Here is a 16,191-nt window from a genome sequence, read left to right as displayed (position 1 = left end):
CGCCCTGGGCCGGCCCCTTGTCGGCCCGGCCCAGGCTCCGCGCCCGGCGCCCCTAGCTCGCGCGCAGCTCCTCGCGGGCGTCCATCAGGGCGAAGCCCAGCAGGTTGAGCCCGCGCCAGCGGGCCGGGTCCTGGGCGCGCTCGTCGTCGGCGGCGAGGCCGATGCCCCATATCCGGTCCAGCGGGCTGGCCTCCACCAGCACCCGCTCGCGCGTGCCCAGCAGGAAGTGCCGCAGCTCCGCGTGCTGCGCGAACTTGTGGCGGCTGCCCGCCACCACGATCCCGTACCGCTCCCGCTCCCAGACGGCCTCGTCGAAGCCGCGCACGAGCCGCCCCGCCCGCTTGGCCTGCGCCGGACCGGCCGCCGAGACGGCCTTATGCTCCGCCTCCGCGTCGCCGAACAACCGCGCCTTGGCGGCCATCATCCAGTGCTCCGCCGTCGCGTACCTGACGCCGTCCACGGTCAACGGCGACGGCCACCACTGACTGAGGCAGCTCGCCCCGATCCGCCCGTCGGGGCGCGGGCGGTGGCCCCAGAAACGCAGGTACTTCACCCGCTCGCCCCTGCTGACCCGCTCGATCAGCGCTTCCGTCGTTCCATGTCCGCCAGCATCGCAGCCGCCACTGCCAGACCGTACGGGGTTTTCCGGTGGAGGCATTTCGGGGGGCGACCGAATCCGTCGCGTGACCAAATGGCAACAACGGAATCCCTTGTTGGGTCCGGGGGGCTCTGCCAGGATCGGCACCCACCTGACGCCGGGACCACGGGAGAGCCTCGATGGACGACCGCCTCCGCTCCGCCGTCGAGGGGCGCCCGCCTCCCGCACGCGCCCGCCGCGGACGCACCGTACGCCCGCGCTCGCCCGCGTACGCGCCGACGGGGACGGCCCGCGCGCCCGTCAGGGGCCACCCCGCGTCCGGCTTCGATAAGGACATGCCAACCTGATCCTTCGAGCGGCCCGATCCTTCCCGAAAGGCACAGCGTATGGAGCAGTACGAGCCCGACAGCCTCTCCGCGGCACAACTCGCCGCGATGCGGCGCAGCCTGGCGAACGGCAGGGGAGCGCTCACCCGCCGCTCCCTGCTGCGCGCCTCGGGCGTCGGCGCCCTCACCCTCGCCGGGGCCGCCGGGCTGAGCGGATGCGGCATCCCGCCCGCCAAGCGGGAGGGCCGGGGGCCCGCGTCCACCGACCACTCGGCCAAGGAGAAACGGCTCGCGTTCTCCAACTGGACGCAGTACATCGACATCAGCGACGACGAGAAGCGCCGGCCGACGCTGGAGGCGTTCACCCGGCGCACCGGGATCACCGTCAAGTACACCGAGGACATCAACGACAACGTGGAGTTCTTCGGCAAGATCAAGCCGCAGCTCGCCGCGGGCCAGGACACCGGACGCGACCTGATCTGCGTCACCGACTGGCTCGCCGCCCGGATCATCCGCCTCGGCTGGGCGCAGAGGCTCGACCCGGGGAACCTCCCGAACGCGTACGCCAACCTCGCCCCGCAGTTCCGCCGCCCCGACTGGGACCCGGGCCGTGCCCACTCGTACCCCTGGACCGGCATCTCCACCGTCATCGCCTACAACGCCAAGGCGACCGGCGGGCGCCGGGTCGACTCCGTCACCCAGCTCCTGGACGACCCGAAGCTGAAGGGCCGGGTCGCGTTCCTCTCCGAGATGCGCGACACGGTCGGCATGACCCTCCTCGACATGGGCAAGGACCCCGGCAAGGTCACCGCGGCCGACTACGACGCGGCGATCGGCCGCCTCCGCAAGGGCGTCGAGACCAGGCAGATCCGCCGCTTCACCGGCAACGACTACACCGCCGACCTCAGCAAGGGCGACCTCGCGGCGTGCCTCGCCTGGGCGGGCGACCTCATCCAGCTCCAGGCCGACAACCCGGACATCAAGTTCGCGATCCCCGCGGCCGGTTACCTCACCTCCACCGACAACCTCCTGGTCCCGGCGGGCGCGCGGCACAAGACCAACGCCGAGCGGCTCATCGACTACTACTACGAGCCCCCGGTCGCCGCCCGGCTCGCCGCGTACATCAACTACGTCTGCCCCGTGGACGGCGTACGGGAGGAACTCGCCCGGATCGACCCGGCGATGGCGGCGAACACGCTGATCCTCCCGGACAAGGCCATGGCGGCGAAGTCGCACGCCTTCCGCTCGCTCAGCGGCGAGGAGGAGACGGCGTTCGAGGAGAAGTTCGCCAAGCTCATCGGCGCCTGAGCGGGGCGCGGCACGCCCGTCCCGCTACCTTCTGCCCGCTGCCCGCTGCCCGCTGCCCGCTGCCCGCTGCCCGCTGCCCGCTGCCCGCTGCCCGTTCCGCGTCGCCCGCGACGGCGCCCCACCCGCGCCACCGCACCTCCCGCGCCTCCGCGCGCGCCATCGTCCCTCCCCCCGAGACCTCGACCCCTGGACCCACCCATGACGACCGAGACCCACACCGGCGGCGACGTCCGCCTCTCCGGTATCAGCAAGACCTACGGCTCCTTCACCGCCGTCCACCCGCTCGACCTGACCGTCCCCGAGGGCTCCTTCTTCGCCCTCCTCGGCGCCTCCGGCTGCGGCAAGACCACCACCCTGCGCATGATCGCCGGACTGGAGGAGCCCACCACCGGCACCGTCCTGCTCGGCGACCGCGACGTCACCGGGCTGCCCCCGCACAAGAGGCCGGTGAACACCGTCTTCCAGTCGTACGCCCTCTTCCCGCACCTCGACGTGTTCGAGAACGTCGCCTTCGGCCTGCGGCGGCGCGGCGTCAAGTCCGTCAAGCGCCAGGTGGACGAGATGCTCGGCCTCGTCCAGCTCGGCGACAAGGCCCGGCACCGCCCCCACCAGCTCTCCGGCGGCCAGCAGCAGCGCGTCGCCGTCGCCCGCGCCCTCATCAACCACCCGCGCGTCCTGCTCCTGGACGAGCCGCTCGGCGCGCTCGACCTGAAGCTGCGCCGCCAGATGCAACTGGAGCTCAAACGCATCCAGACCGAGGTCGGCATCACCTTCGTGCACGTCACCCACGACCAGGAGGAGGCCATGACCATGGCCGACACGGTCGCCGTGATGAACGCGGGCCGCGTCGAGCAGCTGGGCGCCCCCGCCGACCTGTACGACAACCCGCGCACCACCTTCGTCGCCAACTTCCTCGGCACCTCCAACCTCATCGAGGCCCAGGTCGCCGAGGCGGGCACCGAGGTCGTCGTCACCGCGGGCGGCGGCCCGCTGCGGCTGCCCGCCGACCGCTGCGCCACCCCCGCCCGCGCCGGGGAACGGCTCCTCGTCGGCATCCGCCCGGAGAAGATCACGCTCGCGCACGCCGACGACGCGGACGCGATCCCCTCCGGCCGCAACCGGGTCACCGGCCGTATCGCCGACACGTCCTTCATCGGCGTGTCCACCGAGTACACCGTCGACGGCCCCGCGGGCAGCGGCCTGAAGGTGTACGAGCAGAACATCGAACGCGACGGGCGCCTCGTCCCCGGCGCGGAGGTCGTCCTCCACTGGAACCCCGCCCACACCTTCGGCCTCGACGCCGCGCAGGACGCGGAGGCCGGGGTCGAGACGGTGGAGGACGCCGCGTGACGACCGCCACCGACACCCCGCCCGCCGCCGGGCCGCCCGGCCCCGCCGTGCCCGCCGCGCGGCGCCGTTCCGCGCGCGGGCGGCTCGTCCCGTACTGGCTGCTGCTGCCCGGCGTGCTGTGGCTGCTGGTCTTCTTCCTGCTGCCGCTGGTCTACCAGGCGTCCACGTCCGTGCAGACCGGCTCGCTGGAGCAGGGCTTCCGCGTCACCTGGCACTTCCCGACGTACTGGGACGCCCTGCGCGAGTACCACCCGCAGTTCGTGAAGTCGCTGCTGTACGCCGGGACCGCCACCCTGCTGTGCCTGCTGCTCGGCTACCCGCTCGCGTACCTCATCGCCTTCCGCGCCGGGCGGTGGCGGCATGTCCTGCTCGTGCTCGTCATCGCGCCGTTCTTCACCAGCTTCCTCATCCGGACGCTGGCCTGGAAGACGATCCTCGCGGACGGCGGCGCCGTCGTCGGCGCCCTCGACGCCCTGCACGTCCTCGACGTCACCAGCAGGCTCGGCTGGACCGAGGGCGACCGGGTGCTGGCCACGCCGCTCGCGGTCGTCTGCGGACTGACGTACAACTTCCTGCCGTTCATGATCCTGCCGCTCTACACCTCGCTGGAGCGGATCGACGGGCGGCTCCACGAGGCGGCCAGGGACCTCTACGCCTCGCCCGCCACCACCTTCCGCAAGGTGACCCTCCCGCTGTCCATGCCGGGGGTCGTCTCCGGCACGCTGCTCACCTTCATCCCCGCGAGCGGCGACTACGTCAACGCCGAACTCCTCGGATCGACCGACACGAAGATGATCGGAAACGTCATCCAGGGCCAGTTCCTGCGGGTCCTCGACTACCCGACGGCGGCCGCGCTGTCGTTCCTCCTGATGGCCATCGTGCTGATCATGGTCACCGTCTACATCCGCCGCGCCGGAACGGAGGACCTGGTCTGATGCCGCGTCTGCTGCGCTGGATACGGCGCCACCTCGTCGTCCTCGCGGGCCTGCTCACGCTCGCGTACCTCATCCTGCCCAACGTCGTCGTGCTCGTCTTCTCGTTCAACGAGCCCAAGGGCCGCTTCAACTACACCTGGCAGCGGTTCTCGCTCGACGCCTGGAAGGACCCCTGCGGCGTCCCCGACCTGTGCGGCGCGCTCGGCCTGTCGCTCCAGCTCGCCGCGTGGGCCACGCTCGGCGCGACCGTGCTCGGCACGATGATCGCCTTCGCGCTGGTCCGCTACCGCTTCCGGGCGCGCGGCGCGGTCAACGCGTTGATCTTCCTGCCGCTGTCCATGCCGGAGGTCGTGATGGCGGCCTCGCTGCTCACGCTCTTCCTCAACATGGGCGCCGAGCTGGGCTTCTGGACGGTCCTCATCGCCCACGTCATGTTCTGCCTGAGCTTCGTCGTCGTCGCCGTCAAGGCGCGCGTGCTGTCCATGGACCCGCGCCTGGAGGAGGCCGCCCGGGACCTCTACGCCGGGCCCGCGCAGACCTTCCTGCGGGTCACGCTGCCCATCGCGGCGCCGGGCATCGCGGCGGGCGCCCTGCTCGCCTTCGCGCTGTCGTTCGACGACTTCATCATCACCAACTTCAACGCCGGATCGACCGTCACCTTCCCCATGTTCGTCTGGGGCTCCGCCCAGCGCGGCACCCCCGTACAGATCAACGTCGTCGGCACCGCGATGTTCGTCCTCGCCGTCCTGGCCGTCGTCGCCGGACAGCTCCTCGCCGCCCGGCGCCAACGAACGGACAGACGCCCCTAGAACCGAGGGAGTTGGAAGCCATGGCCCCAGCCGCCATGCGTACCGCTGCACAATCACTGACCGACGCCCAGCCCGTCCCTTTCTGGCTGGAAGACCCCGGCAGGCCCGCCGCCCGGCCCGCCCTCGCCGCCACCGAGCACTGCGACCTCCTCGTCGTCGGCGGCGGCTACAGCGGGCTGTGGACCGCCCTCCTCGCCAAGGAGCGCGACCCGCGGCGGGACGTCGTGCTCATCGAGGGCCGGGAGGCGGGCTGGGCCGCCTCCGGCCGCAACGGCGGCTTCTGCGCCGCCTCCCTCACCCACGGCCTCGGCAACGGCCTCGCCCGCTGGCCCGCCGAACTGCCCAGGCTCCAGGAGCTAGGCGCGCGCAACCTCGACGCGATCGAGCGGGCCGTCACCGCGTACGGCATCGACTGCGACTTCGAGCGCACCGGCGAGATCGACGTCGCCACCGCACCCCACCAGCTCACCGAACTGCGCGGCCTGTACGAGGAGGCCCGCCGCCTCGGCCTCGACGACGGGCTGGAACTCCTCGACCGGGACGCCGTCCGCGCCCAGGTCGACTCGCCGACCTTCCTCGGCGGCCTCTGGGACCGGCGCGGCGTCGCCCTCCTCCACCCCGCGAAGCTCGCCTGGGGCCTCAAGCGCGCCTGCCTCGACGCGGGGGTCAGGATGTACGAGAACACCCCCGGCCTCGGCCTCACCGCGTCCGGCGCCGCCATGGCCGTCCGCACCCCGTACGGCCGCGTCCTCGCCCGCCGGGTCGCCCTCGGCACCAACGTCTTCCCGTCCCTCGTACGGCGCGCCCGCCCCTACACCGTCCCCGTCTACGACTACGCCCTGATGACCGAGCCGCTCAGCCCCGGCCGGCTCGCCGCCATCGGCTGGGAGAACCGCCAGGGCCTCGGCGACAGCGCCAACCAGTTCCACTACTTCCGGCTCAGCACCGACAACCGCATCCTGTGGGGCGGCTACGACGCGATCTACCCGTTCGGCGGGCGGGTCCGCGCCGAACTGGAGCAGCGCCCCGAGACGTATCTGACCCTCGCCGAGCACTTCCTCCGCTGCTTCCCGCAGCTGGAGGGCGTGCGGTTCACCCACGCCTGGGGCGGCGCCATCGACACCTGCTCCCGCTTCTCCCCCTTCTTCGGCACGGCGCACCGGGGCAGGGTCGCGTACGCCGCCGGGTACACCGGGCTGGGTGTGGGCGCCTCCCGGTTCGGCGCGCAGGTGATGCTGGACCTGCTGGCGGGGGAGCGGACCGAGCGCACGGAACTGGAGATGGTCCGCAGGAAGCCGCTGCCGTTCCCGCCGGAGCCGTTCGCCTGGGCGGGCATCGGGGTGACCAAGTGGTCCCTGGCCCGCGCCGACGCCACCGGCGGCCGCCGCAACCTGTGGCTGCGCGCCCTGGACCGGCTGGGGCTCGGGTTCGACAGCTAGGAGGGCTCGTACCGGGGCGTGCGCTGTCCGCGCGCGCCGGGGTGTGTGTTCACGCGCCGGGGGTGCGCACGGGTTCACGCGCCGGGGGCGTGTCTGGCCGGGCGCCCCGCGCGCCGGTTCGCTCCTTCGTGTCCGGCGAACCCCCGTAATGATCCTTCCGCTTCCGCCTCTCCCGTGTGAAGGCACTGCCGAACAGGGCAGTCACACACGGACATGGAGGCTGTGGCACATGACGGGTACGGGGACTCCGGGGAGATCCGGGGCCAGGGCGGTGGTGGAGTGGCTGGCCTCGGTGGCGCCCGACCCCGACGCCTGCCGCTGGGAGTGGGAGCGCGACCCGAAGGGCGTCGCGCTGCTGCCCGCCGGGCGCCGCTGGGACGTGCTCATCATCCCGGCGTGGCTGGGCTACCCGACGCTGGACGTGCTCCAGCGGCTCGTCACCCGGCCCGGCCCGGTCCTGTGCGACTTCGGCGACGAGCGGATGGGCTTCTTCGTCCCGGCCGGCACGGCGGCCCGCTGGGTCGGTACGGGGGTGCGCGGGGCGGGCAGCGGCACCTGGATCGTCGTCCCGCACCCGGGGCGCACCTCGGGCGCGGCGCGCTGGCTGGTGCTGCCGGACGCGACGGGCACGCTCACCGACCCCGTGCTGCTGGAACTGGCGATGCACGAGGCGGCGGGGCGCCTCGCGGGTGAGGGCGGTGACGGCCGGAGGCCTTGACAACAGGATTGGTCTGGACCATGTTGTGCGCGCCGCACCTCGAAACACCCACCCCCCGGAGGCAGTTGTGGACCGCGCACGTCGCACCAGACCTCTCGCCGCCGTACTGGCGGCCGTTCTCGCGGCGGGCGGCCTCGTCGCCGCGACGCAGACCGCCGAGGCCCGCCCGCACCTCACGGCCCCGTCCGCCACCGCCCAGGTCCCGCCCGGCACCACCGCCGCCCAGGCCCCCACCTCACGCGCCGCCACCGCCGCCCAGGCCGTCACCGCGGGTACCGGCACGTCAGCCGACACCGAACTCCTCCGCAACGGCGGCTTCGAGACCGCCCTGGACGGCTGGACCTGCTCGGCGGGCAGCGGAGCCGCCGTCACCTCACCCGTGCACGGCGGCACCGGCGCCCTGAAGGCCACGCCGACGGGCGGCGACAACGCCCGCTGCGCCCAGACCGTCGCCGTACGCCCCGACTCGGCGTACACGCTGAGCGGCTGGGTGCGCGGCGGCTACGCGTACCTCGGCGCGTCAGGCACCGGCTCCACCGACACGTACACCTGGACACCCTCCGCCGCCGACTGGCAGAAGCTCACCACGACCTTCCGCACCGGCCCCGCCACCACCTCGGTCACCGTCTACACCCACGGCTGGTACGGCACCGCCGCCTACCACGCCGACGACCTGTCGCTCACCGGCCCCGGTGGCGACCCCGTCACCGTCCCGGCCGCCCCCACGGGCCTCACCGCGGGCACGCCCACCTCGTCCAGCGTGCCGCTCACCTGGCGGCCCGTCAGCGGCGCGACCGGCTACACCGTCTACCGCGACGGCGTGAAGGCGCTCGGCGTCACCGGCACGTCGGCCACCGTCACCGGCCTGGCCGCCGACACCTCGTACGGCTTCCAGGTCGCCGCCGTCAACAGCGCGGGCGAGTCGCCCAAGTCCCCGGTGGTCACCGCGCGCACGGCGAGGGGCGGCTCCCCGGGCCCCGGCCCGCAGCTGCCCGCCCACGCCCTCGTCGGCTACCTCCACGCCAGCTTCGCCAACGGTTCCGGCTACACCCGCATGGCGGACGTGCCGGACTCCTGGGACGTGATCAACCTGGCCTTCGGCGAGCCGACCTCCGTCACCTCCGGCGACATCCGCTTCGCCCTCTGCCCCCGCACCGAGTGCCCGAACGTCGAGTCGCCCGACGAGTTCAAAGCCGCCGTCAAGGCCAAGCAGGCCGCGGGCAAGAAGGTCCTCATCTCCATCGGCGGCCAGAACGGACAGGTCCAGCTCGCCACGACCGCCGCCCGCGACGCGTTCGTCGCCTCCGTCTCGAAGATCATCGACGAGTACGGGCTCGACGGCCTCGACATCGACTTCGAGGGCCACTCGCTCTCCCTCAACACGGGCGACACCGACTTCCGCAGCCCCACGACCCCGGTCATCGTCAACCTGATCTCCGCCCTGAAGACGCTGAAGGCCAGGTACGGCGACGACTTCGTCCTCACCATGGCGCCCGAGACCTTCTTCGTGCAGCTCGGCTACCAGTTCTACGGCTCCGGCCCCTGGGGCGGCCAGGACCCGCGCGCGGGCGCGTACCTGCCGGTCATCCACGCCCTGCGCGACGACCTGACGCTCCTGCACGTCCAGGACTACAACTCCGGCCCGATCATGGGCCTCGACAACCAGTACCACCACATGGGGAGCGCCGACTTCCACATCGCCATGACCGACATGCTGCTCACCGGCTTCCCCGTCGCGGGCGACGCGAGCCGCTTCTTCCCGGCCCTGCGCCCCGAACAGGTCGCCGTCGGCCTGCCCGCATCCCCGAACGCGGGCAACGGCCACACCCCGCCCGCCGAGGTGAACAAGGCCCTCAACTGCCTCACCAGGAACACCGACTGCGGCACCTACCGCCCCCACGGCACCTGGCCCGCCCTGCGGGGCCTGATGACCTGGTCCATCAACTGGGACCGCTTCAACGCCTGGGAGTTCTCCCGCAACTTCGACGCCTACCCCTGGCGCTGACCCCGGAGGGACCGGCGACACCCGTGAGAGCCGCGAAACCCGCGCCGAACAGCAGCAGGCTGCCCGCCACGTCCAGCGGCCAGTGGTAGCCGCGCAGGACCAGCCCCGCGCCCGTCGCCGCCGTCAGCACCGCGGCGACGGGCGCCAGCGCGCGCGGGCGCGTCAGCAGCGCCGCCGCCCCGTACGCCACCAGCGCCGTCGCGGTGTGCCCGGACGGGTAGTAGCCGGTCGCGTCGGTGAACGGGCCGGGCCGGTCCAGCAGCAGCTTCAGCGGCACCACCAGGGCCGGTACGAGCGCCATGGCCGCGCCCGCGTACAGCGCCGCCCGCCGCCGCCCGCGCCACACGGCGTACGCCACCGCGACGGCCAGCACCGGCAGGGCGACGTGCGGGTGACCGAGGTCGGCGCCGAGTTCGGTGAGCCACGCGGGGCCGCGGCCTGCCAGCGCGCGCCCGGCGCGCTCGTCCAGCGCGGTGAGCGGGCCGCGTACCGCCACCTGCCAGGTGACCAGCGCGAACGCGCACAGCGACAGCAGCGCCACGACGAAAGCCGACCGTCCCGGAACAGGGGGGGTTGTTCCGGGACGGCCGCCAGGACCGGTGTGCCGCTCGCCCCGGGGGGTATGGGGCGGGCGACGGTCCGATCGGTGAGGATCACCGGCACACGAGGCACCGGCGTGGTGCGCGATGGCACACCCGGGCGGGAACTGGGGAGGTCCCGACCCGGCTCCGCCCGCAGTCCCCTGCGAGCGGGGTTCTTCTCTCATCGGCTCCGACGTTACGCGACGGCAAGGGGGACCGGCAGGCGGATCTCCAAGCCGCCATCGGCCCCCCACACCTTCTTCACGTACCGGCGCGTACGGCTCCGCGCGCCGGTACGGGCCTCGGTGCCGACCCGTCGTCAGAGCGCGGCGAACGCGCCCTCGATGACGTCCAGGCCCTCGTTCAGCAGGTCCTCGCCGATGACCAGCGGCGGCAGGAAGCGCAGCACGTTGCCGTAGGTGCCGCAGGTCAGGACCAGCACGCCCTCCGCGTGGCAGGCCTTCGCCAGCGCACCGGCGGCCTCCGGGTTCGGCTCCTTGGTCGCCGGGTCCTTCACCAGCTCGATGGCGATCATCGCGCCGCGGCCCCGGATGTCACCGATGATCTCGTACTTCTCCTGCATCGCGGCGAGGCGGCCCTTCATGACCTCCTCGATGCGCTTGGCCTTGCCGTTGAGGTCGAGCTCCTTCATCGTCTCGATGGCGCCGAGCGCACCGGCGCACGCCACCGGGTTGCCGCCGTAGGTGCCGCCGAGGCCGCCGCCGTGCACGGAGTCCATGATCTCGGCGCGGCCGGTGACGGCGGCGAGCGGCAGACCGCCCGCGATGCCCTTGGCGGTGGTGATCAGGTCCGGGACGATGCCCTCGTCCTCGCACGCGAACCACTGGCCGGTGCGGCAGAAGCCGGACTGGATCTCGTCGGCGACGAAGACGATGCCGTTGTCGTTGGCGAACTTCACGATCGCGGGGAGGAAGCCCTTGGCCGGCTCGATGAAGCCGCCCTCGCCGAGGACCGGCTCGATGATGATCGCGGCGACGTTCTCGGCGCCGATCTGCTTGGTGATCTGGTCGATGGCCTGGGCGGCGGCCTCGGGGCCGCAGTTCTCCGGGCCGGTCGGCCAGCGGTAGCCGTAGGCGACCGGGACGCGGTAGACCTCGGGCGCGAAGGGACCGAAGCCCTGCTTGTACGGCATGTTCTTGGCGGTCAGCGCCATCGTGAGGTTCGTACGGCCGTGGTAACCGTGGTCGAAGACGACGACGGCCTGGCGCTTGGTGTACGAGCGGGCGATCTTGACCGCGTTCTCGACGGCCTCGGCACCGCTGTTGAACAGCGCGGACTTCTTGGCGTGGTCGCCCGGCGTCAGCTCGGCCAGCGCCTCGCAGACCTCCACGTAGCCCTCGTACGGCGTGACCATGAAGCACGTGTGGGTGAAGTCCGCCAGCTGCGCGGAGGCGCGGCGCACGACGGCCTCGGCGGAGGCGCCCACGGACGTCACGGCGATGCCGGAACCGAAGTCGATCAGGCTGTTGCCGTCGACGTCCTCGATGATGCCGCCGCCCGCGCGGGCGGTGAACACCGGCAGTACGGAGCCGACGCCGCCCGCGACGGAGGCGACGCGGCGGGCCTGAAGCTCCTGCGACTTCGGGCCGGGGATGGCGGTGACGACGCGGCGCTCCTGCGCAATTTCGGTCATGCGGGGCTCCTGGGGGTGCATGCGGACGCTCTGGGTCTACTTTCTCCCGCAGGCTAGGCCCGCGCGGGCCACCCGGGCATGCGCCGTTCGGGAGTGGTTCCCCGGGCACGGTTGTCCGTGACGGACATAGCGGTGGGTGGGCTGGGCCGGGGGGCTGGTGGGGTGCCGGTGGGGTGCGGGCGCGGGCCGCAGCGGGGCGGGCGGGCGCGGGGGCATCCGTCCGGGCCCCGTGGTGCCGGGCGGACAGGCCGTTCCGGGTGCGGCCCGGCGGGGCAGGCCGTTCCGGGGCCGGCCGTTCCGCGTGGACCGGCCCGAACGCCGCGTGCGGGCACTAGATTGGCCGGTGCACAGACGCGCGCGGCCTGGCAGCACAGGGGGCAGGGACAGATGGACAGGGACGGTACGTCGTACGAGGCCCGGGGCACCCACCCCGACCCGCACCCCGCCGCCCCACCACCACGGCCCACGAGCCCCCCCGCGGGCCAGGTGCCGCCGCCGACCCAGAGCATGCCGCGCCCGCCCGTCGGGCCCCCGGCGCCGGGTCCGTCCGTGTCGGCCTTCACCCCGCCCCCGGCCCCGCCCGCGCCGCGTCACGCGCCCGCGTCCCCGGCCGGAGGGTCCGTCGTGGACTGGCTGCGCACTCCCCGGCCCGAGGCCGAGCCCGGCGTGTGGCGCTTCGGCCACCGGCCCCGTCCCGACGAGGAGCCCGAGCTCGTCCCGGCCCGGCGGCTCCTCGCCGGTGCGGTGATCTCGCTGCTCAGTGGCTGGCTGCTGTGGTCCCTGCTGTGGAACAACTATCTGGGCCCCTACTGGACCTGGCCCGTGGACCTGCTCACCCCGGACTCGTGGCGCGGCACCACGACGTTTGTCGTCGCCTGGTACACCTACGTCAGCCTCGTCGCGCTGGGCATCCTCGTCTTCTTCGCCCGCGTCGGCCACGTCCCGGAGCTGATCCGCCGGTACGTCCGCCGCCCCCGCGCCAGGACGGCTCCGCCCCCGCAGCCGCGCCAGGGCGCCGACCCCGCCGACTGGCCCGAGCTGCGCGCGGCCGGACTTGCCGAGGCCGCCGACCGGCTCGCGGAGGCGACCCGCACCGGAGCGCTCGGCGACGTGGACTACGCCCGCATCCAGCGCGCCTGGCACGGCGTACGCACGCACCCCGGCCGCCTCGCCGCGTTCACCGAGGCGGTGCGCGCCCAGGGCCCCGCCGCCTGCGCGCACCCCTCCGGCGAGCGGGACCTCCCGGTCCGTACCGCCACCCACGACCTCGCCACCGGCCAGGTGCGCATCGGCACCGCGGCCGACCACCCGCGCAACCCGTACGCCCGCCGCACCACCGGAGTCGCCCTCGAGCCGGCCCTGCTCGGCACGTCGCTCCTCGCGGTCGGCCCTGCCGCGTCCGGCAAGACGATCCACCTGGTCCGGCCCGTCACCGAGTCGCTGTGCCTCCAGGCACTCGCCAACCGCGCCGCCGTCGTCGCCGTCACCGCGCAGGGCGCGCCGCTCGCGCCGGACGAGGCGTTCGACGTGGTCATCGCGGTGGGCCGCCCCGACGCTCGGCACGACCTCGACCTGTACGGCGGCGCCGATGACCCCGACGAGGCCGCCCGCACCCTCGCGGAGGCCCTGGTCGGGGACCTCGTACCGGACAGCCGCCGCGCCGCGACCGCGCTGGCCCAGCTCATCGGGCCGTACCAGGCCGCGTACGGCCGCTTCCCCGGCGTACCGGAGCTGCGGGAACTCCTCGGCGGCGCCCCGCAGGCCCTCGCCGAACTGCGCGCCGCCGTCGCCGGGGACCCGGCGCAGCTGCGGGAGCTGGACGCGCGGGCCCGGCAGGCCGAGCGCGGCGACGACGTGGCGGTCCTCCTCGCGGAGCGCGTCGCCTTCCTGGACCGCCCGGCCTTCGCCGGCTTCTTCCGCACCGAAGGGGAGGGCCGCCGCTTCTCGCTGCGGGCCATCGAGCACCCGCTGCGCGTCCGCGTGGACCTGCCGGAGCGCGGCCACGCGGAGGCGTCCCGGATCGTCGCGCGGCTGCTGCTGGCCCAGTTCACGGAGGCCGCGCTGGCCCGCGCCGACCGGTCGCTGTTCGCCTGCCTCGTCCTGGACGACGCCACCGACACGATCACCGCCGACTCCGTACGCGCCATCCAGCGCCTCCGCTCGGCGCACGCGGGCGTCGTCCTGTCGCTGCGCACCCTCCAGGACGTGCCGGAGGCGCTGCGCGGGCCGCTGCTCGGCGCGGTGGGCTGCCGGATGGCGTTCGCGGGGCTGGCGCCGTGGGACGGGGGGCGGTTCGCGGAGATGTGGGGCACCGAGTGGGTGCAGACCCGGGACGTCACCAACCGGCAGATCATTTCCGACGAGCCGCTCACGAAGGCCATGCACTTCATGCGGCGCCTGGTCACCGGCCGCGCGGCCACCGCCGAGGCGGTCACGGTACGGGAGGTCGAGCGCCAGCGCTGGTCGGCGTCCGAACTGGCCCACGGCGTCCCGGCGGGCCACGCCGTCCTGTCGGTCACCGGCATCCGGGGCGAACACGCCCCACCCGTCCTGGTGGACCTCCGGGCCTGACCGGAGCCGCAGGGGGCCCACCTGGCGGCGGGGACCCGAGCCCGTCCGGACGGCGCCGGATGAGGTGCGGGCCACTCGAAGGCCACGACCGGTCCGCGCGGGCGGCCCCGCCCAGCGCGCGGCACGTCGCAGTCGTACGTCCTGGCAGAATCGAAGGGAGCCGTTCATACGGGACGGCGAAAAGCCGCCGCCCCCACGTCCCCTTCCCGAAGGCCCGCCGGTTCCATGCCGCTCACCCTCGCCTCGCTCGTCCAGCACTCCGCGCTCAAGCTCGCCGTGCGCGCCGGCGCGGACCACCTCGACACGCCCGTCCGCTGGGCGCACGTCAGCGAGCTCGCCGACCCCGTCCCGTACATGGAGGGCGGCGAGCTGCTGCTCACCACCGCCATGACGCTCGACGCCGAGGACGGCGAGGCCATGCGCCGGTACGTCCGCAGGCTCGCCCGCGCCGGGGTCGTCGGGGTCGGGTTCGCGGTCGGCGTCAACTACGACGAGATCCCCGCGGCCCTGCTGGAAGCCGCCCGCGAGGAGGGCCTGCCGCTGCTGGAGGTGCCGCGCCGCACCCCGTTCCTCGCCATCTCCAAGGCCGTCTCCGCCGCGCTCGCCGCCGACCAGTACCGGGCGGTGACCGCCGGGTTCGAGGTGCAGCGGGAGCTGACCCGGGCGGCGCTCGCCGAGGGCCCCGACGCCGTGGTGGCCAGGCTCGCCGCGCACGTGGACGGGTGGGCGGCGCTGTACGACGCGTCCGGCGCCGTACTGACCGCCGCCCCCGACTGGGCGGCGCGGCGGGCCGCCCGGCTCACCCCGGACGTGGAGCGCCTGCGTGAGCGCGCCGCCCCGGCCAGCGCCGTGGTCGGGGGCACGGACGACCGGGTCGAGCTCCAGTCGCTGGGCACCGGGCGGCGCGTGCGGGGCGCGCTGGCGGTGGGCACGGGCGCGCCGCTCGGCACGGCGGAGCGGTACGCCGTCCACTCCGCCATCGCCCTGCTGACCCTCACCACGGAACGGTCCCGTTCCCTCCAGGCCGCCGAACAGCGCCTGGGCGCGGCCGTGCTGCGGATGATGCTGGCCGGGCAGCCCGACCACGCCCGCACGGTCGCCGGTGACCTGTACGGGGGGCTGCTCGACGCCCCGTTCCGGCTGCTCATCGCGGAGGTGGCGGGCGACCCGGACCCGGCCGCCGAACCGCCGCTCGCCGTGCTGGCCGACGCGCTGGAGGCGGCCGCCGCCCGCGCCGGGGAGGCCGTGCTGACCGTCCCGGAGGGCGACGACAGGCTGGTCGTCCTGGCCGAGGACGGGGGAGCGGTGGTCACCGCCTGCGACGCGTACGCCGCCCGGGAGGCCGACGACGCGGGCGCCGTGATCGGGCTGTCCGCCCCCGCCGGGCCGATAGCGGCCACCACCGCCTACAAGCAGGCCGAGCAGGCGCTGTCCGTGGCCCGCCGCCGCGGCCGCGCCCTCGTCGAGCACGAGGAGCTGGCGACGGGCTCCCTGCTGCCGCTCCTCGCCGACGACGCCGTACGGGCGTTCGCGGACGGGATGCTGAGGGCGCTGTACGAGCACGACGCGACCGGCCGCGGCGACCTGGTGGCCTCCGTCCGCGCCTGGCTGTCCCGGCACGGCCAGTGGGACGCGGCGGCGGCCGACCTGGGCGTCCACCGCCACACGCTGCGGTACCGGATGCGGCGCGTCGAGGAGATCCTGGGCCGCTCCCTGGACGACCCGGACGTCCGCATGGAGCTGTGGCTCGCCCTCAAGACGACGGGCGACCGGCCGCCGACGTACGACAAGGGCACCACGTAGCACGCACCACGCAACACGCAGCAAATGCCGCCCCCCGCCCCCCGAAAGTCACACCCCCTGCCCGGAATCGGGCAAAATCTTTGCCGATCGGGCG

General features: G+C 73.9%; 12 protein-coding genes. 9 read left to right on the top strand and 3 right to left on the bottom strand.

All coding sequences use genetic code 11. From position 1 onward, the window contains the following. Positions 1-52 precede the first annotated feature (52 nt). Positions 53-658, bottom strand: coding sequence for an NADAR family protein (locus tag J116_RS06545; protein ID WP_079147673.1), 606 nt, complete (start codon positions 656-658; stop codon positions 53-55). A gap of 326 nt (positions 659-984) precedes the next feature. Here J116_RS06545 and J116_RS06540 point away from each other — a divergent pair, with 326 nt between their 5' ends. The 7 genes from J116_RS06540 (at position 985) to J116_RS06510 (ending at position 9,488) form a co-directional block, all read left to right on the top strand. Then, on the top strand, positions 985-2,232 hold the full coding sequence (locus J116_RS06540; protein WP_023586290.1) for a polyamine ABC transporter substrate-binding protein: 1,248 nt from the start codon (positions 985-987) through the stop codon (positions 2,230-2,232). A 198-nt stretch (positions 2,233-2,430) separates the two neighbouring features. Further along, positions 2,431-3,582, top strand: coding sequence for an ABC transporter ATP-binding protein (locus J116_RS06535; protein ID WP_023586289.1), 1,152 nt, complete (start codon positions 2,431-2,433; stop codon positions 3,580-3,582). Continuing rightward, a complete protein-coding gene (locus J116_RS06530; protein WP_023586288.1) occupies positions 3,579-4,517 on the top strand; it encodes an ABC transporter permease in 939 nt (312 codons plus the stop codon). Before J116_RS06535 ends, J116_RS06530 begins: the two co-directional genes overlap by 4 nt. After that, positions 4,517-5,326, top strand: a complete 810-nt coding sequence (locus tag J116_RS06525; RefSeq protein WP_023586287.1) for an ABC transporter permease — start codon at positions 4,517-4,519, stop codon at positions 5,324-5,326. The genes J116_RS06530 and J116_RS06525 overlap by 1 nt, the downstream gene beginning before the upstream one ends. Before the next feature lie 20 nt (positions 5,327-5,346). Then, complete coding sequence (locus tag J116_RS06520; RefSeq protein WP_028963760.1) at positions 5,347-6,765, top strand: NAD(P)/FAD-dependent oxidoreductase; 1,419 nt, start codon at positions 5,347-5,349, stop codon at positions 6,763-6,765. Positions 6,766-6,994: 229 nt separating this feature from the next. Next, the gene (locus J116_RS06515; protein WP_023586285.1) at positions 6,995-7,483 is read left to right on the top strand and encodes a hypothetical protein; all 489 of its coding nucleotides are present in this window, start codon (positions 6,995-6,997) and stop codon (positions 7,481-7,483) included. 67 nt (positions 7,484-7,550) lie between these two features. After that, positions 7,551-9,488: a chitinase gene (locus J116_RS06510; protein ID WP_023586284.1), complete on the top strand. Its 1,938-nt coding sequence runs from the start codon at positions 7,551-7,553 to the stop codon at positions 9,486-9,488. On the opposite strand, the gene J116_RS06505 is transcribed toward J116_RS06510, so the two are convergent. Together J116_RS06505 and gabT are read right to left on the bottom strand one after the other, a co-directional pair. Further along, entirely contained in the window at positions 9,439-10,029 is a 591-nt protein-coding gene (locus J116_RS06505) for a phosphatase PAP2 family protein (protein WP_028963759.1), read from the bottom strand. The genes J116_RS06510 and J116_RS06505 overlap by 50 nt on opposite strands. Before the next feature lie 359 nt (positions 10,030-10,388). Beyond that, positions 10,389-11,723: a 4-aminobutyrate--2-oxoglutarate transaminase gene (gene gabT, locus J116_RS06500; RefSeq protein WP_023586282.1), complete on the bottom strand. Its 1,335-nt coding sequence runs from the start codon at positions 11,721-11,723 to the stop codon at positions 10,389-10,391. Between the two features lie 387 nt (positions 11,724-12,110). On the opposite strand from gabT, the gene J116_RS06495 reads away from it, so the two are divergent. Both J116_RS06495 and J116_RS06490 read left to right on the top strand, forming a co-directional pair. Further along, positions 12,111-14,294 (top strand): type IV secretory system conjugative DNA transfer family protein, encoded by a 2,184-nt coding sequence (locus tag J116_RS06495; RefSeq protein ID WP_162850449.1) that lies wholly within the window; start codon positions 12,111-12,113, stop codon positions 14,292-14,294. 225 nt (positions 14,295-14,519) lie between these two features. Next, complete coding sequence (locus J116_RS06490) at positions 14,520-16,097, top strand: PucR family transcriptional regulator (RefSeq protein ID WP_023586280.1); 1,578 nt, start codon at positions 14,520-14,522, stop codon at positions 16,095-16,097. Positions 16,098-16,191: the final 94 nt, after the last annotated feature.

This window comes from Streptomyces thermolilacinus SPC6 (assembly GCF_000478605.2).
Classification (GTDB): domain Bacteria; phylum Actinomycetota; class Actinomycetes; order Streptomycetales; family Streptomycetaceae; genus Streptomyces; species Streptomyces thermolilacinus.
The sequence above is the reverse complement of the archived record's forward strand: the minus strand, read 5'-3'. Positions and strand labels throughout refer to the sequence as shown.